The organism is Altibacter sp. (genome assembly GCF_019913785.1).
Lineage (GTDB): Bacteria > Bacteroidota > Bacteroidia > Flavobacteriales > Flavobacteriaceae > Altibacter.
Genome location: NZ_JAIOHK010000035.1, coordinates 73,087 through 94,019, shown reverse-complemented (window position 1 = coordinate 94,019; position 20,933 = coordinate 73,087). Strand labels below are relative to the sequence as shown.

23 protein-coding genes are annotated in these 20,933 nt (G+C 37.3%); 9 read left to right on the top strand and 14 right to left on the bottom strand.

The window, feature by feature from the left end; all coding sequences use genetic code 11:
* Positions 1 to 2: 2 nt before the first annotated feature.
* From K8F54_RS06030 to K8F54_RS05990, 9 genes are all read left to right on the top strand, one after another.
* A complete protein-coding gene (locus K8F54_RS06030; RefSeq protein WP_290788448.1) occupies positions 3 to 842 on the top strand; it encodes a helix-turn-helix domain-containing protein in 840 nt (279 codons plus the stop codon).
* An 82-nt stretch (positions 843 to 924) separates the two neighbouring features.
* Entirely contained in the window at positions 925 to 1,467 is a 543-nt protein-coding gene (locus tag K8F54_RS06025) for a carboxymuconolactone decarboxylase family protein (RefSeq protein ID WP_290788446.1), read from the top strand.
* Between the two features lie 178 nt (positions 1,468 to 1,645).
* Positions 1,646 to 2,482, top strand: coding sequence for an AraC family transcriptional regulator (locus tag K8F54_RS06020; protein WP_290788561.1), 837 nt, complete (start codon positions 1,646 to 1,648; stop codon positions 2,480 to 2,482).
* A gap of 160 nt (positions 2,483 to 2,642) precedes the next feature.
* Positions 2,643 to 3,830, top strand: a complete 1,188-nt coding sequence (fdhA, locus tag K8F54_RS06015) for a formaldehyde dehydrogenase, glutathione-independent (RefSeq protein WP_290788443.1) — start codon at positions 2,643 to 2,645, stop codon at positions 3,828 to 3,830.
* A 100-nt stretch (positions 3,831 to 3,930) separates the two neighbouring features.
* Positions 3,931 to 4,329 (top strand): heme-binding protein, encoded by a 399-nt coding sequence (locus K8F54_RS06010; RefSeq protein ID WP_290788440.1) that lies wholly within the window; start codon positions 3,931 to 3,933, stop codon positions 4,327 to 4,329.
* A 249-nt stretch (positions 4,330 to 4,578) separates the two neighbouring features.
* Positions 4,579 to 5,184 (top strand): TMEM175 family protein, encoded by a 606-nt coding sequence (locus K8F54_RS06005; RefSeq protein ID WP_290788437.1) that lies wholly within the window; start codon positions 4,579 to 4,581, stop codon positions 5,182 to 5,184.
* A 160-nt stretch (positions 5,185 to 5,344) separates the two neighbouring features.
* Positions 5,345 to 5,845, top strand: coding sequence for a GreA/GreB family elongation factor (locus K8F54_RS06000; RefSeq protein ID WP_290788434.1), 501 nt, complete (start codon positions 5,345 to 5,347; stop codon positions 5,843 to 5,845).
* An 11-nt stretch (positions 5,846 to 5,856) separates the two neighbouring features.
* A complete protein-coding gene (locus K8F54_RS05995) occupies positions 5,857 to 6,876 on the top strand; it encodes an NADP-dependent oxidoreductase (protein ID WP_290788431.1) in 1,020 nt (339 codons plus the stop codon).
* Between the two features lie 125 nt (positions 6,877 to 7,001).
* Positions 7,002 to 9,227: an FUSC family membrane protein gene (locus K8F54_RS05990; RefSeq protein WP_290788428.1), complete on the top strand. Its 2,226-nt coding sequence runs from the start codon at positions 7,002 to 7,004 to the stop codon at positions 9,225 to 9,227.
* 2 nt (positions 9,228 to 9,229) lie between these two features.
* Here the strand turns inward: K8F54_RS05990 and K8F54_RS05985 are convergent, their stop codons facing one another.
* From K8F54_RS05985 to K8F54_RS05920, 14 genes are all read right to left on the bottom strand, one after another.
* Positions 9,230 to 9,658 carry a hypothetical protein gene (locus K8F54_RS05985; RefSeq protein ID WP_290788425.1) on the bottom strand — a complete coding sequence of 143 codons (429 nt, stop codon included), beginning with the start codon at positions 9,656 to 9,658 and terminating at the stop codon, positions 9,230 to 9,232.
* Positions 9,659 to 9,792: 134 nt separating this feature from the next.
* Positions 9,793 to 10,644, bottom strand: a complete 852-nt coding sequence (locus K8F54_RS05980; RefSeq protein ID WP_290788422.1) for a universal stress protein — start codon at positions 10,642 to 10,644, stop codon at positions 9,793 to 9,795.
* A gap of 104 nt (positions 10,645 to 10,748) precedes the next feature.
* On the bottom strand, positions 10,749 to 11,594 hold the full coding sequence (locus K8F54_RS05975; protein WP_290788419.1) for a universal stress protein: 846 nt from the start codon (positions 11,592 to 11,594) through the stop codon (positions 10,749 to 10,751).
* 173 nt (positions 11,595 to 11,767) lie between these two features.
* Positions 11,768 to 12,652 carry a pirin family protein gene (locus K8F54_RS05970; RefSeq protein WP_290788416.1) on the bottom strand — a complete coding sequence of 295 codons (885 nt, stop codon included), beginning with the start codon at positions 12,650 to 12,652 and terminating at the stop codon, positions 11,768 to 11,770.
* A gap of 18 nt (positions 12,653 to 12,670) precedes the next feature.
* Positions 12,671 to 12,976, bottom strand: a complete 306-nt coding sequence (locus K8F54_RS05965) for an HPF/RaiA family ribosome-associated protein (RefSeq protein ID WP_290788413.1) — start codon at positions 12,974 to 12,976, stop codon at positions 12,671 to 12,673.
* A gap of 84 nt (positions 12,977 to 13,060) precedes the next feature.
* The gene (locus tag K8F54_RS05960) at positions 13,061 to 13,534 is read right to left on the bottom strand and encodes a Dps family protein (protein WP_290788410.1); all 474 of its coding nucleotides are present in this window, start codon (positions 13,532 to 13,534) and stop codon (positions 13,061 to 13,063) included.
* A 41-nt stretch (positions 13,535 to 13,575) separates the two neighbouring features.
* On the bottom strand, positions 13,576 to 14,637 hold the full coding sequence (locus K8F54_RS05955) for a 2,3-butanediol dehydrogenase (RefSeq protein WP_290788408.1): 1,062 nt from the start codon (positions 14,635 to 14,637) through the stop codon (positions 13,576 to 13,578).
* A 254-nt stretch (positions 14,638 to 14,891) separates the two neighbouring features.
* Positions 14,892 to 15,413, bottom strand: a complete 522-nt coding sequence (locus K8F54_RS05950; RefSeq protein ID WP_290788407.1) for a YceI family protein — start codon at positions 15,411 to 15,413, stop codon at positions 14,892 to 14,894.
* A 41-nt stretch (positions 15,414 to 15,454) separates the two neighbouring features.
* Positions 15,455 to 16,168 carry a pirin family protein gene (locus tag K8F54_RS05945; protein WP_290788406.1) on the bottom strand — a complete coding sequence of 238 codons (714 nt, stop codon included), beginning with the start codon at positions 16,166 to 16,168 and terminating at the stop codon, positions 15,455 to 15,457.
* Positions 16,169 to 16,327: 159 nt separating this feature from the next.
* A complete protein-coding gene (locus K8F54_RS05940) occupies positions 16,328 to 17,203 on the bottom strand; it encodes a helix-turn-helix transcriptional regulator (protein WP_290788404.1) in 876 nt (291 codons plus the stop codon).
* Between the two features lie 49 nt (positions 17,204 to 17,252).
* Positions 17,253 to 18,188, bottom strand: a complete 936-nt coding sequence (locus K8F54_RS05935) for a ClpXP adapter SpxH family protein (RefSeq protein WP_290788403.1) — start codon at positions 18,186 to 18,188, stop codon at positions 17,253 to 17,255.
* Between the two features lie 64 nt (positions 18,189 to 18,252).
* Positions 18,253 to 18,633 (bottom strand): nuclear transport factor 2 family protein, encoded by a 381-nt coding sequence (locus tag K8F54_RS05930; RefSeq protein ID WP_290788402.1) that lies wholly within the window; start codon positions 18,631 to 18,633, stop codon positions 18,253 to 18,255.
* Positions 18,634 to 18,779: 146 nt separating this feature from the next.
* Entirely contained in the window at positions 18,780 to 20,294 is a 1,515-nt protein-coding gene (locus K8F54_RS05925) for a catalase (protein ID WP_290788401.1), read from the bottom strand.
* 248 nt (positions 20,295 to 20,542) lie between these two features.
* Entirely contained in the window at positions 20,543 to 20,929 is a 387-nt protein-coding gene (locus K8F54_RS05920) for a hypothetical protein (protein WP_290788399.1), read from the bottom strand.
* Positions 20,930 to 20,933 lie beyond the last annotated feature (4 nt).

Sequence of the window (20,933 nt, the reverse complement as noted above, 5' to 3'; positions counted from 1 at the left end):
ACTTGAAATTTACAGGTCAAAACAGTGAATATCTGGAGATTGTTGACATCGACAAATCATACGCCAAAATACTTAATGAATCCAAACAAAGTGAGTTATTACTTATTTGGTTCAAGACCGATAACAATAAGATTAATATAGACGCGATTGACTATATTTTTAACGCGAATGACATTATAAGCTTGACGGAGTTTCATACTATTAGGGTAGATCAAATAATACAGGCGACACTAATTAAATGGAATAGGACATTTTACTGCGTGGTGGATCACGATATCGAGGTAGGATGCAAAGGCATATTATATTATGGCGCTTCTACGGTTCCTATCATAAAACTCGATGAAAACCACATTGATGTGCTAACAACTTTGTTTAAGATGCTATATATCGAGATGAAATCCAGAGATAATTTACAATTGGAAATGTTGCAGATGATGCTAAAGCGGCTTCTAATTTTATGTACACGTATTTATAAAGAACAAAATATGGTGTCAAAACTTAGAACACAGAGCATAGATGCCATAAGAGAATACAATTATCTGGTAGAACAACACTTTAAAACCAAGCACACGGTGACGGAGTATGCAGCTTTGTTGTTTAAATCACCAAAAACCCTTTCCAACCTATTTAAAAAATATGGCGCTACAACGCCTCAGCAATTCATTCAAAACAGAATAATGCTTGAGGCAAGACGATTACTAATTTATTCTGAAAAGTCTATTTCCGAAATAGGTTTTGATTTAGGGTTTTCAGACCTACAAAGTTTTAGTCGCTTTTTTCGTAAACAAGAAGGTAATTCTCCACAAAAATTCCGGAACCGGGAAGTATTGCCAACAAAGTAGGTAGTATTGATTACCTTCTAAGCTCCCTTCCAGCTTACATTTGTACTGTAGATAATTAATAAATCATTAAAAACAGTATATCATGAAAAATGTAACAAAAATTTCAGTACCAACAAAAAAGGATGTTAATGAAAAAAGCCAAAAACTCTTTGATCAATTAAATGCCCAATTAGGAATGGTTCCTAACTTATATGCAACTATTGGTTATTCCAGCAATGCATTAGATAACTTCCTAACCTTTTCGGGAAATGCAGGAAAAGGTAGCTTCTCAAACAAAGAAATTGAAGCGATTAAACTTGCCGTATCTCAAGTTAATAATTGTACCTATTGCAAATCTGCACACACGGCAATTGCTAAAATGAACGGATTTTCAGATGCCGAAACGGTTGAACTGAGAAATGCCACAATCAAGGATCCAAAATTAAAAGTGCTTACCACTATGGCAAAACAAATTGCCGAGAAAGCAGGACATATTGATGCTGATGTTAGAGAATCCTTTTTTGATCAAGGATACGATGCGAAGGCCCTTATGGACTTTATTGCGGTAGTAATCGCTATTACATTTACTAACTATGCCCATGCGCTGACCAAAGTAGATGTTGACTTTCCATTAGTGGAAAATTAAAAATAACGCAACCAATTTTACAAAAAATCAACCTAGAGATTATAAAAGCAATCGCGGTCCCGGTATATTCCTGGACCGTTTTTGCGTTTAATTAAGTACCTTGTTAACCGAAAACTCAACGCAATTAATTTGTCGCCTCTCAACTACGCACTGTTAATTGCAAGATGAAAAATACCAAATGCCAATAGAAAACATACCAGAAATCTACATAAAGGACCATAAAAAAACTCCCGATTTGTTTGTGTATGATTTTAAGATGACCCATGATGTTGTAAAAAGCAAAGTCAATTTAGGAATGAATATGTTTAGCTTTTTACAAGTTGGCAAAAAACAAGTTCACTTTGCAGGTACAGCGATTGCGGTAAATAAAGACCAATCGCTATTGCTTAAAAAAGGGAACTGGCTTTGGACAGAATTGTTAGACACCGAAGCAATTTACTATTGCAAACTCTTCTTTTTTTCAGATAGAAAACTTAAGGAATTTTTAGAAAGACATGCCGAAAATAAAGAACCACTAAAGGACGAAACGCCCTATTTTATTATAAGAAATGATGCATACATCACATCGTATTTAAATTCACTATCCACAATAAGCAATGCTCCACCCGTTTTTATGGAAAATTTACTTGCGGTGAAATTTGAAGAGTTATTGCTTTATCTGCTTCAAAAATACGGAAGAAAATTTGAGTTTTATTTACATTCATTGATAGTTAATAAAAGCTCACCCTTTAAAATTTTGATCGATAGCAAGATACACTCTAACCTAAAATTGGAAGAAATAGCGTTCCTCTGCAATATGAGCCTCTCGACTTTTAAGCGTTATTTTTTTAAAGAGTATAACGTATCACCGGGAAAATGGTTTCATGACAAAAGGCTTTTAAAAGCCAAAAGACTCTTAGAAGAAGGAATTTGTAAGCCATCTGAGATATACTTGGAATTTGGATACAATAACCTCTCAAACTTCAGTACCGCCTTTAAAAATAAATTCGGTGTTAGTCCAAAAGAAGTCTGCTAATACACTACCCTATTCATTGCCTATATAATTAATACTTCTCTAAATTTAGGACATTAGACCCTTTTCATAATTATTGACCTCTTTTCATAAGTAATTGCCAAAAGTTTAATTGTAACTTTCAATGGAAATTATTTATTAACCTTAATAAAATAAGACAATTATGTGTAAAAATCACGGCGTCTCCTATATGGGACCAGGAAAAGTAGAAGTGACGGAAATAGACTATCCCAAGCTAGCATTGGGAGATCGAAAGTGTGAACACGGTGTTATCTTAAAGATAGTAGCCACTAATATTTGTGGTTCAGACCAGCATATGGTGAGAGGTAGAACAACGGCCGAAAAGGGATTGGTATTGGGCCATGAAATCACTGGAGAGGTTATAGAATTGGGCCGAGACGTTGAGTTTATTAAAAAAGGAGATTTGGTTTCTGTACCCTTTAACATTGCATGTGGCCGTTGTAGAAATTGCAAAACCGGTTTAACTGGCATCTGTTTAAATGTAAACGGAGATCGTCCGGGAGCGGCTTATGGATATGTTGATATGGGAGGTTGGATAGGAGGTCAAGCAGAGTATGTAATGGTGCCTTATGCCGATTTTAACTTATTAAAATTTCCCGATAAGGATCAAGCCATGGAAAAAATATTGGACTTGACGATGCTTTCCGATATTCTACCAACCGGATTTCATGGAGCGGTTATGGCAGGTGTAACCGCTGGTTCGGTTGTATATATTGCTGGAGCAGGACCAGTAGGACTGGCCTGTGCTGCGGGTTGTCAATTATTAGGTGCAGCTGTAGTTATTGTAGGTGATCTTAATGAAGAGCGTCTAGCGCATGCTAGAACCTTTGGTTGTGAAACCATTAATTTGACCAATGGCATTCCTGTTGAAGAACAAATAGCGATGATCGTTGGTATCCCCGAAGTAGATTGTTTCGTTGATTGTGTAGGTTTTGAAGCTAGTGGGCATGGTGCCAATGCTGGAAAAGAAATGCCGGCTATTGTGTTAAACCAGGCTATGGCGATAACCAGAGCGGGTGGTCAAATTGGTATTCCCGGTCTGTATGTAACTGAAGACCCGGGAGCAAAGGATGAAGCTGCACAGCAAGGAAGTCTGAAAATCCGTTTCGGATTGGGATGGGCAAAATCCCATTCTTTTCATACAGGACAAACACCAGTAATGAAATATCATAAGCAATTGATGAATGCCATATTGTACGATAAAATTGATATTGCTAAGGCTGTAAATGTAGAAGTGATAAGTCTGAAAGATGCCCCAAAAGGCTATGCGGCATTCGACAGCGGAGTCGCTAAAAAGTTTGTTATCGACCCACACGGCATGATAGCCTAATGTTATGACCTTTTTTCATAAGTTATTGAGCCGTTTTAGTAACAAGATGCCACAGTACTGCTGGTATATTTGCATCACACTAATATTAAAATAGAAAATTATGAACATTACATTGGCGCAAGCAGAAAAAGCAATTGCAGCAGCAAAACAAAAATCGATCGCAATAGACACCAAGATGAATATTGCCGTGGTAGATGCAGGGGCAAATTTAGTAGCATTTGGTCGTATGGACGGCGCTTGGTTAGGGTCTCTTGATATTTCTATCAAAAAGGCAAAAACAGCCCGTTATTTTGATATGAATACCGGAATTGTCGGTGAGCTATCACAACCCGGAGGCTCTTTATATAATATCGAGCATTCAAACAATGGACTTATTACTTTTCCGGGAGGTATTCCAATTAAAACCGGAAACGGCGAAATAATAGGGGCCATAGGTGTAAGCGGAAGTTCAGTTGAAAATGACCACACAGTTGCAGAAGCCGGGGCCAAAGCAATCTAAAACTTAGAATTTTATTACTCAAGAGGCTATCTCACAACAAGTGAATAGCCTCTTTATTTGTATATTGTTCTTATTCAATTGGAAATTATTTCTCAAAAATCCAATTTACAATGGCTTGTCTAAGGTTTTGAGACTTACTCTTTTTAGATACAACAAAGAAGGTAGTATGAGATAAAAAATCGGCAACAAAATCGCACTTAAAATATTCATTGGTAAAAGAAATATTAAAATAGAGTAGTTGAATATTATATGAAAAAGAAGCATATTATAGACAAGGCTAGATTGGAAAATTTTAGCGATGGTGTCATTGCTATTTTAATAACCATTTTGGTTATGGCATTCGAAATTCCAGAAGATTTTTTAACTAAAGAATATTCAATTTTTGAACTGCTCGAAAACCTGATTCCTCAATTAATTCCATATGCGATCAGTTTTTTGGTAATAGCTGTACACTTATTTAATCACCATCTTCTTTTTAGTAAAATGAAAGCGGTAGATACTCCTTTTATTTGGTTAAATCTATTGTTTTTATTCTCCCTTTCGCTTATTGTTTATCCAACTGCATTACTTGGACAGGGTCATAATCAAGAAACTGCAACCATGTTATTAGTTGGTGCTTACTTCATAAAAGCAGTAACATTTAGATGGCTTCATTATTATGCTATATTCAAAAGCGGGTTATACAAAACCGAAAGAACCGTTAAAGAATTAAGAAAAGAAGACATTATAAGTTGGTTAAAGGGCCCGCTTATAGAAGTAATTGCTTTCTTCTTAATTTTTATCAATTTCAAACTAGCATTAGGGCTAATATTTGTAGTGACATTAACATATATTATTCCTCCAAAAAAAATGTGACCATAGCTTTTGTGAAGATTCCTGAAGAGGTATTCGGGTACATGAGTAAGCAAAAATGAGGATGGTTATCCCTCTAATTAATAGTCTACTATTGGAGCTTGAGATAAAATTTTTGGAACTAAGTAAAAAAGAATTTAAAAAAGTCTAACATCGTTAAATAATGAGCAGAGGATTTGTAAAAGAAGAAGATCAGGAAGACATTCCTTTTGTCCCGCCAAGAGCACATTTACCTGAAAACACGGTGAATTATGTGACACAAGTTGGATTAGATGCCCTATTGAAAGAACGAAAAGGATTAATAAAGGAAAAAGCGAATTTATCCGGTACTTCAGACAATGAGTTGCGAATTTCAAGGAATTTTATCAACGCCAAAATTTTACAATTGGATAATAGAATTGCTTCGGCCAAAGTTGTCGACCTAAACCATTTGAACAAAGATGAAGTCCGATTTGGAGCCCTAATAACTTTGAAAGATTTGAAAACTACCTTGTTGCGGAAATTTCAAATAGTTGGTGTTGATGAAGCTGACATAGCAAAAGAAAAAATTTCATTTCTATCACCACTGGCAAAAACAGTGGTAAATAAAAAAATTGGAGATCGAGTACAACTCAAATTACCCGAGAATGAAGTTATTTTAGAAATAATTAGTATTGAGTATTAAAAGTAAATAAAATGAAAGCCATACAATTTACAGCTTACGGAGAAGTTTCGAATAACATTATTATTACAGAAGTCGAAAAACCAAGCATCAACAAAGATGAGGTGCTAATAGAAACCTATGCTGCCGGCGTAAACCCTTTAGATATTAAAGTTGTTGAGGGAAAATTAAAAAGGGTACGTACATTTAAATTGCCGGCAACCCTAGGATATGATGTTAGTGGAATTATAATAGAAAAAGGTGTCAATGTAGCTCATTTCAGTATTGGAGACGAAGTATATTCTAACGTTAACACACAAGGAACCTTCACAGAATTTGTAGCTGTCAATCAAAATTTGATTAGTTTAAAACCAAAGAACACGACTTTTGAAGAAGCAGCCAGTTTACCTTTGGTAGGACTCACGGCAATCCAATCGATGAAGCGTGGAAAATTAAAGGCAAACGACAAAATATTAATTCATGCAGGTTCTGGAGGTGTTGGTTCATTCGCTATACAGTATGCAAAATCGAAAGGTGCCTATGTGTACACAACAACAAGTACAGACAATGTGGAATGGGTAAAATTACTAGGTGCTGATAGGGTAATCGATTATAAAACCGAAGACTATAAAACTGTAGTTAAAGACGTTGATATGGTTTTAGACACGCTTGGTAAGCAATATACCGAGGATGCTTTTAAAGTGATTAAAAATGGCGGAAAGGTAATAACGCTTGTAGGTCCTGTAGACAAAGAAACTGCCAACAGAATGAAGCTTCCTAAAATTGCGCAATTATTTCTAGCCTGGAAAAGACGAAAAATAACAAAACAAATAAAGCAGAGATCAGCCTATTACAGCCTGGTTCTTATGCGCGCCAATGCGAAGCAACTTAGTGAAATAACCGAACTAGTGGAAGCAGGAAAAGTAAAAACAAATATTGACAAAGTATTTCCCTTATCGGATGCATTAAATGCCTTGCTGTACGTTAAAAAGGGACGCACTAAAGGCAAAGTCGTTATAAACATAAAAGCTTCATATGAAACAAGATTTAGGTGAGAAAATAACAACGTACCAATTACCTTTCCTATTTTAAAAGACCTTCCACCTGTACTGAATATTTGCTTTATTAAGATAGAAGCTGTCTTGCAATAAACCCTATCTTTGAAATCAAACCGTCTGAATTGAGTACAGTCGCACTTTTTGTTTCTGAAAATTTTAAGGAATTGCAGCAGTTCTTGAAAAGCACTAGTTTTTCAAGGGCCATTCTTATGGGAATTGCGGTTACCCTTCCCATCGTATTGGGTATACAACTAGGATATTTTGAAATTGGCTTGGCACTCTGCTTCGGTGCCTTTTGGAGTTCACCCAGCGATGTCAGTGGTAGTTTTCAACATAAAAAAACAGGCATTCTTATTTCTGCCGCATTGGTCATGGTCGTCAGTTTTATAGGAGGATATCTGCATTATGAAACGTGGCTCTCTCTTCCCGTTTTGGGTATTCTTGCTTTTGGCATTGCATTTATTTCGGTTTATGGCTTTCGGGCCTCGCTCATCAGTTTTTCGGGCCTTTTAGCCTTGGTACTTAGTTTTGCACACGATTCAGAAGAACTGAAAATCTACCAATATGCTTTATTGATAGGTGTAGGTGGACTTTGGTATTTACTATTGGCCAAGATTTGGCATCGTCTAAATCCGAAGGCAGAAACCGAAGAATTGTTGTCTGAAACCTATGTGCTTACAGCCGAGTTTATTGAAACACGGGGAAAATTAGTTGATCCTCATGGAGACCGTGAAAAATTGCAGTCCAAACTTCTAAAACTACAAAGCGAACTTACCGAAAACCACGCTACCTTGAGAGAGATTCTAATTCTTTCCAAAAAGACTTCCGGCTGGTCAAATTATCAGGATAAACGGCTCTTGATATTCGTGCAATTAGTGGAAATGATGGAAACAGCCATCGCCAATCCGGTAAATTACAGTCGTATGGATAAGCTCTTTAATGCCCATCCTCAATACATTAGATTATTTCAGAATCTGATTTTCAAAATGTCGCACCAATTGCACATGATTTCCGAAGCTGGAAATGATAGAAAAAAATTACCCAAGAACGACAATCTAAGTCAATGTTTTGAAGATATACGACTTGAAATAGCAGCACTGCCTGAAACGCTGGATTACGAGGAATATCTAATGATTCAAAATTTACTCGAATATCAGGAAAAGCAGTTCAAAAAAATAAAAAGAATAAAATGGTTGTTGGACGAGCCAAACTTAGGAGAGGTGGATTTTATCGATAGAAAGGTCGCCAAACGCTTTGTAGCACCACAAGAATATGACCCTAAACTATTGGTAAGGAATTTTAGTTTTAAGTCCACCATTTTTAGACATTCACTACGACTGGCAGTTACGGTCATGATTGGTTATGCGCTGGGTTCCGTATTCCCGCTTCAAAATCCGTACTGGATTTTACTGACCATTATCGTAATTATGCGGCCTAACTACGGTCTTACAAAGAGCCGAGCAAAGGACCGTATCATCGGTACGCTGATTGGTGGGGCAATCGCCGTTGGCATGGTATATTTGATACAGAATCCGTATGTTTATGGAGCTTTAGGAGTAGTATCGTTGGTCATCGCCTTCTCCATGGTACAAAAGAACTACAAGGCGTCCGCGACCTTTGTCACATTGAGTGTCATTTTCATATATGCTATTTTGCAGCCCGATGTGCTGACCGTGATAAAATTCCGCATTTTGGACACGCTTGTGGGAGCCGGCTTGTCTTATGTGGCCATGCGGTGGCTATGGCCTACTTGGGAGTTTGTTGATATAAATAAAAGTATCGAAAAGAGTGTAAAAGCAAACAAAGATTTCCTCCATAAAATTTCGTCATATTATCAGCAAAAAGGAAACATTCCGACCGTTTACAATATAGCGCGTAAGCATGCTTTTTTGGAAACCTCCAATCTAAATGCGGCTTTTCAACGTATGGCACAGGAGCCCAAGTCCAAACAACATGATATGGACATAAACTATGAACTGGTGGTCTTGAACCATAACTTTTTGGCTTCTTTGGCTTCTTTAAGTGCTTACATACAGCACCATAAAACTACTGAGGCATCTGAACGGTTCAAGATGGTAACAAAAAATATAGCAGAAAACTTGGACAAGGTACTCCAGTGCCTGAATGACAAGAATTGCGATAGTGCATTGGACGCTTCTGAAAGCGATCTTCTTTTTGAGGAACAGATGCTCACATCCAATTCGTTAGCATTCAAGAAATTAGAAACTAGGGGAAAACAAAACCTGCGCAATCTTCAAGAGGCCCATTTGGTTTGGGAGCAACTGCAATGGCTGTTTTCCTTAAGTAATAAGATGCTAAAATTGGCTGCATCTGTGAAGCAGAAATGATATCAATCAGTATTTGATTTTCGATTTTTCAAGATACCACTAACAAAATTAAAGATTTCGGCCTTCAAGCTTTTAAAATTATCCGTACAATCTAAGACTTCCAGCTCGAGGTCGTCGTGCCTATGGTGAAAATCGGTAATGACGTTGTCGTTCGTGCTTTCCATGACTGTACCTAGCTGGTTTTCGTGTTTTGAAATTAGCAGTCTCACCTTTGTTTTACGATCGTTGAAAGTTGCCAGCCGCGTTAGATAGTCCTCTAATTTATCGGACATACCAGACTTGTTGGATTCAAAAATATTGGAGTTCAACAACTGTTCAACAAAGATGATCTCATCTTCTAAAAACTGTAGGTCCGATTTCCAATGTTGTATATGCCAATGAAGCTTCTCAATTTTTCGAGGTCGGCTCAAAGTTGTATGATTATTTTCCATTTGATTAAAATTATGATTGTCGTTCGGTATAGTTTCAGTTGAAATACGGCATAGAAAATTAAAGGCGTATTATACTCTAATGCCCGCACTACAACCCATATGCTCCTTGTGGGATATTGTCGCTCCGGTTTCCTCTATTTAATACGATATCTTAATACAAGTACCGGAACACGTGAGTGGTTCCCTAGTTCCGCAACCAATGGTTTTGACACTATTTTAGTAAAAAAGTTGTGTTTTTGATTGACAAAAGCAAGGATATCACTGCCTCGACTATCGACAAAAGCATTGATCCCCGCACGTACCGTCATTTCTTCCAATTCGTGGAAACTATGACCTACACCCTTAAGAAGGGTGTCCAACAATTCTTTATTGCCTTGTTGTAGCTTGTTCAATTCGGCCGATTCTTTTACGTGTAGCACCCGTATATCTGCATTATGCATTTGTGCTATATTGATCATATAATTGAGTTCCCTTCGTTTAAACGGGTTTTTAAAATCGGTTGGGAACACTATTTCTTTTGGGGGTGTAAACTCAACGTCTTCAGGAATCGCCAATACAGGACATTCCGTTACTTTTTCCATTATAGTAATGGTGTTTCTTCCAAAAACTACAGTTCTTGAACTTGTCAAGCCCTTAGTTCCCATCACTATAATATCAATATCATATGCTGCAATCGCATCTTTTACGCTTTCAAGTAGTGCATTGTTGGCAGCTAAGGTTTGGAAGCTGTGTTTTGGATTTTTGCGATAGAGCTGGAGCTCTTGCATTAGCTCTTCATACCGATCTTCCGTCTTTGGCACTTTAATATTATAAGTCCGTTGTCCCGAAAGGCTAAAGGTGGGATTGTCAATTGGATATCCATCTACATAATTCGTATACAGCAAATAAAAAGTACATTCGCTATCCGAATAAAGACTCAGCGCATACTTTATCGCATTAAGGGCATTCTTTGAAAAATCCGTAAGTAACAATATTCTTTTTTCCATAGTAGTAACTTTAATTCTTGGTTAAAATACGATGATCTTATACGCGTTGAAATGACAAAAATCATGTAGCATTCATTTTTTCTGAAAGCAATAAAGCTTATTTATTATTTATTATCGTACGGAATAACCATAAATGGAATGTCGATAAAAAACCCAATCTTTTTTATGATCGGTGCGACAAACAAGCGTTCGAAAAAAGTACGTTTGTTGCGTACCATGACCAAAAGGTCAATAGCCTTCTCATTTTGAAATTGATTGATACCCTCAAGAACCTCTTGCTTAGGCAAGTCGTTAAAAATAAGGTCCGTCGGAGAAAGAAAATCTTTTAGTTTTTGCTTATTCTGAAGTGCTTCTTCATTTAAGTCGTAACCTGAGGAAATATGTAACACATCTATACGCGAATTATGCTTTTTGGCGATGTCCAAGAGCTGATGCATTTGATCTTTGTCATAATCGATTTCATAATCCGTAGGGAATAGTATGGTCTTTGGCGGATCATATTCAAACCCTGAAGGTACGGCTATAACCGGGCAGTTTGTCCTTTTGATAACCTGCGTAGCGTTGGTGCCGAAGATAATTTCTTTGGCGTTGGTAACACCCTGTGTTCCCATGATTACCAGATCGGCCTTTTCTTTTTGGCTCAGTATAAGAATTGCATCGATCAAACTAATAAAGGGTGCCCGAGTCTCAAAGCTGTGTTTAGGATTTTTAAATTCTTCCTGTAACCGTGCTACTAGTTCATTTAATTGTGCTAACACCTCTTCTTGGTCAGGGTCTCCTTGCCCCACCTGGCTCTTGCCTTGCACCGAAAATTCCACTTGAAAAATGGGTGCACTAATAGCGTGAAGCAGATAAAATTTAGTTTCCGCGTCTTTAAAAAGTTGCATGGCATATGTAATCGCATTATATGCGTTATCGGAAAAATCGGTGGGAATAATAATATGTTTCATGTCTTGCTAGTATTAAATACAAATAGTTATTAAGAGGTTCTGTTTTTTAGCCTTGTTGAAGGCTGCTATTGCAATATAATTATTGCCTCACAATATTCTGAAGCATTAAAAGAAAACTTTGATTTATGAGTCTATCACGGTGATAGTCGATACAATTTTTTACCATTATCAATTTATTTTTTAATCGGTGACGGATAGGGAATAAATTCAATTTCGTCTCCTTCAATTTTAGAAAATAACTGTACCTTCCATTTCTGCTTGGCTTCTTCGATAAGCTCTTTACTGGAGGAAACAAAGTTCCAATCAATAAATCGTTCTTCGGGAAAAGGTACCCCACCAAAAATATATATAGTACTATTTTCCTGAATGGTAAATTCACAAAGGGTGCTGTCCTTAGCCACTAATAGTTGTTTGGGGCCATAAACATTTCCTTCACTTTCAATGGCCCCTTCAAGTATATACAAACCCGATTCACCATATAACTGATCACCAATATTTATAGACTGTGTCTTTTTGCTTTTTATTTCCAACATAAACAGTTTGCTATATACCGGAACTGGTGATTTTCTACCAAAGGCTTCGCCCGCCACCAGTTTAAATTGTAGATCTCCTTCTGTCCATTTTGGAATGTGTTCGGCCTCAATATGAAAAAACTCAGGCTCCATTTGCTCCAGTTCTTTTGGCAGGGCCACCCAGATTTGCAAACCGTGCATATATAATTGAGAGTGTCGCAAATATTCGGGAGTTCGCTCTGAATGCACAATTCCCTTTCCTGCAGTCATCCAATTTACTGCACCGGGTTTTATTTCCACTTCGTTACCCAGGGCATCACGGTGCATGATGCTGCCCTCAAATAAAAAAGTGAGGGTGGAAAGACCAATATGTGGATGTGGTAATACATCAAAATTTTCCCGTTCACTTAATTTAACCGGGCCCATATGATCAATATATATGAAAGGTCCCACCATCCTTTTTTGCCTAAATGGCAATAATCGCCCCACCATGAATTTCCCTATACTGGCGGCTCTTTCTTCGATAATTAGCTTGATGTTTGACATAGTGAGTAAGGGCTTTATTTATCGCTTTTCCAACTGCCTTTTCAATTTATCTTCTACATCGGTCAACAGCATATGGAAATTGTCTCCATATGCTGAAGCAAAGGGGTCATTCCCCGGAATGCCTAAACGAATACTCACCTGCTTTTGTAACGTCTTTTTTTCGGATTTATCTTCTAAATAGACATCTGCCCATTCTATTCTGTCATAAAACCGACTAAGGCGTGTGACACATTTGCGTATTCTATCCTTCACATCTTCCTCGATGGTGATATCTACCGCCTGAACGTTAATTTTTATTCCTGTAATGTTCTCTGAGTATTGCATAATTTTATTTTTTTATATTTAACTCCATTGCCTGTTGCAACGCTTTCAATATAAGCAGAATCGGCTTTATGGCAAATAAAATAATTACTTTAAATACGCAGAATACATCCAAACCAATTTTTCTTGTTCGCGAATGTAATCACTCATCAGCGCGTTGGTTCCTTCATCTTCTGCATCTGCCGATAGGTCTAACAGTTCTCGTTGAAGTGTGATGATAATCTTGAATGATTCAAGCGTATCTTTCATATCCTGAACTCCATCTGCCACTTCGGAACTTTCTTTGATTTTTGCCTCTTTTTGATAAATTGAGAATTTGTGGTTTGGCGTATGTCCAAGTGTTCTAATTCGTTCTGCCACTTCATCAATTTTTATAAATAAATCTTCGTATAGCTCTTGGAATTTATCGTGTAGTTCAAAGAATTTATCTCCTTTAATATTCCAGTGATATCCTCTAACATTCTGATAAAAGATGGAATAATCTGCCAAAAGTTCATTCAGTTTTTCTGCAAGAACTTTGGATTTATTTACGTTTAATCCGATTGAATTTAATTTAGTCATGATTTTAAGTTTTAAGCTTTATACTTGTGTTATTGTTTTTACTATCGGCTGATATCAACCAATATTTTTACTTCTGAAGGGTCTTTGGTAAGTGCCTCAAAACCCTTTTCTACTATCTCATCCAATGAAATAACACTGGTGATTAGTTTTTCAACTGGCAGTCGTCCACTATTGATCAATGCAATGGTCTGAGGGAAAATGTTGCGATAAGCCGCTGTTCCCTTTATGGTCAATTCTCTTAAAGTATGATTTAAGGCATCGTGAACCACTTCCTTGGCAAAAAGAGCGACCAAGACCGCCGTACCCCCATTGCGAAGGCTGTTAATCCCTGTATCAAAAGAAGCTTGAACACCCGCTGCATCAATAAAAACATCAACACCACAGCCGGTCAGCTCCTTGATATTTTTAGGGATGTCTTTGTCTCTCGCATCAAAAGTGTGGGTAGCACCAACTTCTTTGGCCTTTTTTAATCTGTTCTCTGAGATATCTGTTACAAATATTTGAGAAGCACCCATTGCCACGGCAACTTGAACGGTTAACAGACCAATGGGACCCGCGCCCGTTATCAATATTGTGTCACCCATTTTCATACCACTTTGATGGATAGCGTAGGCTGCGACAGCCGCAGGCTCCACAATAGCTCCTTGTTCAAAAGTCATCTTGTCGGGTATTTTATGCACCATATAATCTTCAACCACCACGTATTTAGCAAAGCCACCGTTGGAGGTCAACCCTACAAATCCGAGTGGTTCCGAAAGGTTATATTCTCCGGTAGTGACAAACGGACTCTCAGGATTTCTGAAAATAGGTTCCACCGTCACCCGATCTCCTTTTTTGATGTTTTTTACATTCTTGCCTACTTCTTCAACTACTCCGGAAAATTCGTGTCCAAGAGTCGTTGTTCCTTGATGTCCATTGAGGGAATACGGCTTGTCCACCGGGATTAGCTGCGGCCCATGGGTGTATTCGTGCAGATCTGAACCGCATATACCTGTAAATTTTACTGCGATCTTAACCTGATTGTCGTTGGGAGAAGGGATTGGGGTATCCTCTACTCTAATGTCTTTCGCTGCGTGCCAGCGTGCTGCTTTCATCACCTTCATAATTTTCTCTTTTTAAATTAATAGCTTATACTATCTTATTATCCGTTTTTAAAATCCTATTTGCCGCATCATTAGCAGTTTTCATTTTAAAATTCTGTTCATCCTTCATTCGTCATTTCTAGGTTTTCACCTTCACTGCATCATTATATTGATCATGATCGCGGCAAATTCCTGATATTACTTTCAGTATGATCAATTCAAACCATGCCCTGCATTCAGATAGGATTTAACAGCTGCTGTTATCGTTTCTTTGTCTAAGATTGCTTTATAAATTGTACATCGACTACCAGCCTTACCTTGTCGGAAACTACAATGCTTCCTGCTTCTGTAACGGCATTCCATGTTAAGTTAAAGTCCTTTCTATTCACTTCTCCTCGTATTTCAAAACCTGCCTTTGTTTGTCCGTAAGGGTCTACTGCTACCCCATTCAATTCGGCTTCTAACGTAATTTCTTTAGTAACGTCTCTTATGGTTAAATCGCCAATAAGTTTGTCTCCATTAAATGACTTTGAAACAAATTTCATTTCAGGAAATTTTTCAGAATTGAAAAAATCATCTGATTTTAAATGGGTATCTCTGTCTTTATTTTTGGTATTTATTGAAGCTGTTTTTGCACTAAACTCCAGGCTAGCATTGTTAAAATCTGTACCGTTGGTTTTTGCAGTTGCTTTAAAATCTTCAAAATAACCCGTTACCGTTGAAATCATCATATGCTTTACCTTGAAAGCAATTTCCGAATGTGTACTGTCAATTGACCATTTTGTGTTGTTGTTCATATTTCTTTGTTTTAAATTATTAATACTATTGACTTATTTTTTTAACGACTCATTGGTACTTCCATTAATAGTACACGAGCTTTTTCTTTTGCCTCTATTCGAATGACGTCTGTATTCCAAATTCCCATTCCATCTCTTTTAGATAGTTTTTCACTATTAATCTCTACTTCTCCATCAAGAATAAATGCATAGACACCATTACCTGCTTTTTTAATTTGATGTTCTACCGTTTTTTCCTTTGTAAATTTTCCTATATGAAACCAAGCATCCTGATGTATCCAAACGCCCTGGTCATCTTTATTTGGAGAAAGTATCTGATAAAATTCATTTTCTTTTTCAATATCTTTTAATGAAATTTGGTCATATTTTGGAGTTATATTTTTCTTATTGGGAAATACCCATATCTGAAGAAATTTCACTTCCTTGTCTTTGTTCTTGTTGTATTCTGAATGTGTTACTCCTGTACCGGCACTCAATACTTGAACATCTCCTTCTTTAATTACGGCAACGTTTCCCATACTGTCTTTATGCTCTAAATCCCCTTCTAATGGAATGGAGATAATCTCCATATTGTCATGTGGATGCGTACCAAATCCCATCCCTGCTTGTACGGTGTCATCATTTAAGACACGCAGTACTCCAAAATTCATTCTTTCCGGGTTATAATAATTAGCGAAACTAAAGGTGTGGTATGAATTTAACCAACCATGATTTGCGTGTCCTCTTGTTTCTGCTTTATGAATAACAGTGTTCATTGTATAATGTATTAAATTGGTAAACCTGCATCTTTGAAAGGCAGTTGATCAATGCAAAACGTTGCATTAACTGTTTAATACAAAGATGGGACAGTTTTAGACCCTATGGAATATGAAAAAGAGGGTTAAACGTATGAAAACCCGACATTTAGAATGAAACTAGTAGCTTACCTCAATTTTCTTAAATTTTGAAGGAGATAATTTCGTGTGCTTTTTGAAAAATGCACTAAAATTGGCGGGCTCATTAAAGCCTAATTCATAAGCAATCTCCTTATTCGTCAAGTCGGTAAAATAGATTAGTCTTTTCGCTTCAGTGATTATTCTTGCCTGTATATAATCTTTTGCAGTTTTTCCAATTTTTGATCTAAATGTTCGGTTTAAATGATCGGGTGTGATAGCGAGCTCATTGGCATAAAAAGTAGTAGAATGCTCGTTTCTAAAGTTTTTGTTTACTGCGCTTTTAAAAGCCCTAATAAGATTGTCTCCGGTAGTATCTATATCTAATTCGATGGGGTTGATAGCACAAATATTATTACATTCAATAAGCAAAAGTTTTAAAAATGAACCTATGGATAAATGCTTCATATTAGCATCACTTTGGCTGAGTTTAAAGATGTTTTTTGCAAACTCCTCGATGACTTCAAATTGTTCGTTAATTGGTGTTAAAGGTGGACTCTGTCCATAATTTTGAAAGAGATTCAAACTGTCTATAAACGACAATGGGATATAGTTTTCGGCTAAAAACTTATTAGAAAAAGTCATTGCAAATCCATACGATTTTTCTGTCTCAATTACTTGGTGTACCTGTCCAGGTGCTACAAAGAAAATTTGTTTGTTGGATAACTCATAAGTGTTGAAGTCGATTTTATGCAGTCCCTTTGCCTTATTGATAATTAAAACCGTATAGTAGTTATGCCTGTGTGGCACGTCAACTTTTCCGTGCCGATTTGTGTAAATATCCTCCATTTTAGATATTTCAAAACTTACATTCTCCCTTTCAGGATTTACTTTTTGATATGTTTTGACAGCGCTCATTTTTAATCGACTTCAACTTTTTATTAAATACATTCCGGTTAATCCCTGTTTAGAGGCCGGTATTCTTTTTTGTCCAAATAGCACCATTTTTTGTGGTTCGTTTCTCCAAATCTCCTGCTACAACGAGCTCGTTTAATTGTTTTTCGCTTTCATTTCTCGGAGTCCCTGAAAGTTCAGAAAACTCCTTTGCGGTGAGCGTAGTGTATTTTGAGAAAAGTGTTTTCCAATTTTTACTGTATTCACTTTTTGTAGCATTCGGATTTAGCTTTAGAATAGCCATTTCGTAAAAAGCATAGGGTCTGGTACCATAAACTGTCTCTTTATTGCCTGCCTCGTCTATAAAGAAAATGGTTGGAAATCCTCTTACTCCCATCTCTTTTGCTAATTTCAAATCTTTTTCAAACAAGGATCTTGCACTATTTTCAAAATCAGCTTTTAGCTTTTTTGTATTTAATCCTACTTTTTTAGCCGCCACTTCTAAATGTGGCCACTTGGCTATATTTTTCTTTTGAAGGAAAACCATTTCTCTAATTTTCCGAAGAAATAGAATCGCTTTTTCATTGTCTTGTATTTGTGCGGCTTTAAATGCTATGGAAGGGGGATAAGATGAATCTAAAGGGTCTTCCAGCCATAGATCACCATCTATAGGCATATCGTAGTGAACACTTACCTCGTCCCAGTGTGACGCTACGTCTGAAGGCTTGCCAATACCACCGCTGTTATAACTCCAGTCGGGTAATAAGCCCCCCATTCGATATTCGATCTCAATAGCGTTGCCGTATTCTAATTTAAGTTTACGCAATTGTGGTTCTATCCCCCAACAGGACGAACAAATAGGATCTGTGAAATAAATGAGTTTTACAGATTTTTCTGTGGATTGTTCTGTACTTTGAGATGAAGAATCTGTTTTTTCATCAGTTGTTTCACACACTCCGGTTTCTATATCGCATAAAAGCGGATTGCTTTGTATTGTTTCGTCTTTCATAATTTTAATTTTTAATTGTTTCTGAAAAGCTCTATAGCCGAGCGATGAAATTGGTCATGGCAGGCTAGTTTACTTCTTCCGAAGCGGCGAACTCCTCCATTTTTGTAATCAAATTGTTTTCAACAGTATATATCTGAACCCATTTTTGTTTTAGTTCCCTACCCGATCGTTTTACTTTTTGATGTTCTTGGCCTAGCACTACAACCATATTCCCTTCAACGATAAATTGTTGGGGTTCAAAGTTGATGATTTCGGTTCTTTCGAGTATGTTAGTAAAAAAGGCGCTCACACCTGCTTTCTTTTTAAATGATCCCTTAGGAATAATATGCGTACCGTGATATATCCATTCGGTGTCGTCGGAAACTGTTCCTACGAGTTTTTCTATATCACCACTACCAAAAGCAGCGAACATTTTTTCCACTACCTTTTTAGCCGAATTTTTCATATTCATGATTTTTATTTCGATTATAGCTTTGTGTAAATTGTTTTGACAATTAATTTTAATGGAGTTGGTTACCCAACCCCATTAAAATTCAAATCACTTACCGCTAAGACATGGGAGTGTCCTGTACCTAGAATTATTAAGGCAGCCTATACTTTCGTAGGTTTCGGAGCCCATCGGTCATAGGGCGTCATATCGAAGTTGTTTACTTCTTCCATAGTCAAACCGAGTGCCTTTGCGACACCTTCTCCATATTCCGGGTGTGCCTTATAACAGTTTCTGATATGGCGGATTTGTATAAATTTTTCTGCACCACCCACCTGAGCGGCAGTATTTTTGAACAAAACATCATCTTTTCCATCGGCTTTGATTATCCGAAATAAATCACCCGGCTGCGTGAAATAATCTTCATCATCATCCCTAAAATTGTGTGCGTACGCCGTTCCTTCCAAGCCTAAAGGCGGTTCTTTTGTATCCGGCTGCTCCTGCCATTCCCCATAACTGTTAGGCTCATAATGTAAAGTGCCACCATGGTTGCCATCTACACGCATGGTTCCATCTCTATGATTAGAATGGTATGGGCATGTTGGTTTATTTACCGGAATTTGATAGTGATTTACGCCCAATCTATAACGTTGTGCGTCGCCGTAAGAAAACAATCTTCCCTGTAGCATTTTGTCAGGAGAAAAACCGATTCCAGGTACAATATTGGTTGGGTTGAATGCAGCCTGTTCGACATCTTGAAAATAGTTTTCCGGGTTTCTGTTCAACTCAAATTCACCTACAGGAATCAACGGGAAATCCTTTTTATACCAAACTTTAGTCAAATCGAAAGGATGGAATCGATAGGTTTTTGCCTGTGCTTCGGTCATTACCTGAATAAACATTTTCCATTTTGGGAATTCCTTTTTCTCAATGGCATCAAATAGGTCTCTTTGTGATGATTCCCTATCCATGCCTACTACTTTTGCAGCCTCTTCATCTGATAGGTTTTCGATTCCCTGTTGACTTACAAAATGGAACTTTACCCAATGCCTTACATTTTCTTTATTTATAAAACTAAAGGTATGACTTCCAAAACCATGCATATGTCGGTAGCCTTTAGGAATGCCACGATCGCTCATGGTAATGGTCACTTGATGTAATGATTCGGGGAGCAGCGTCCAGAAATCCCAGTTATTATTGGCAGATCTCAAATTGGTTTTGGGGTCTCGTTTTACAGCGCGGTTTAAGTCCGGGAACTTCAGCGGATCGCGAAAGAAAAAAACCGGTGTGTTATTACCCACCAAATCCCAAATACCTTCTTCGGTATAAAACTTTAACGCAAAACCTCTGATGTCTCTTTCGGCATCTGCAGCACCTCTTTCTCCGGCAACCGTAGAAAAACGGCTGAACATTTCGGTCTCTTTGCCAATTTCACTGAAAATTTTGGCCTTCGTATATTTCGAAATATCGTGTGTAACTTTAAAAGTGCCAAAAGCCCCGGAGCCTTTGGCATGCATTCTTCTTTCCGGTATTACTTCGCGGTCGAAGTTTGCCATTTTTTCCAGAAACCATGCATCCTGCATCAACATAGGTCCACGTGATCCTGCTGTCTGTACGTTTTGATTATCCGCGACCGGTGCTCCGGTCTGTCTTGTGAGTTTTGACTTTTTTTCTTTCATTTTTATTAGTTTTTAAAATGATTTATACTTTGAACGAAGCACTCTGTTTTAATAATAGTTGGTTTCAAATAGCACTCTATATTAGTCATACTACAATAGGAACTAAAATGAATCCCTCATCTTATCACATAAGACAAGGCATTCACCGCCTTTAGTACTTCACTAAAAATGACCAAACCGATACAGACTCACCGATTGAATTGTTATTTCAGGAACTACCTAATTGAGACAGGACACAATACTAGGTTTTATATCCGAATGATATCCGTGGGTGTTTCTACTAAAATCGTTCTGTCACCACGCAATGCGATTGGTTGTTTCATGATTTCAGGATGGTTCTGAATCACGGTGATCCAATCTTCAGAAGAGAAACACTGTGAGGTAAATTTTCTTCTGTATTTGTAGTGTTTCTGATTTACCATCTCTTTGATATTAATAGATAAGCGGCTTGCGAGTTCGGTAATTTGAGTACCCGTCAACGGGGTCTTTAAAATATCGATTTCTTCTATAGGAAGTCCATGCGTCTGGGCATATGCCAACGCCTGTTTTCCTCTTTGAGATCTGGAATTATAATACAGGGTTATCTGTCTATCTGATGTGGATATGACTCCCTTATTATTTACAGATCTGGCCATTTTT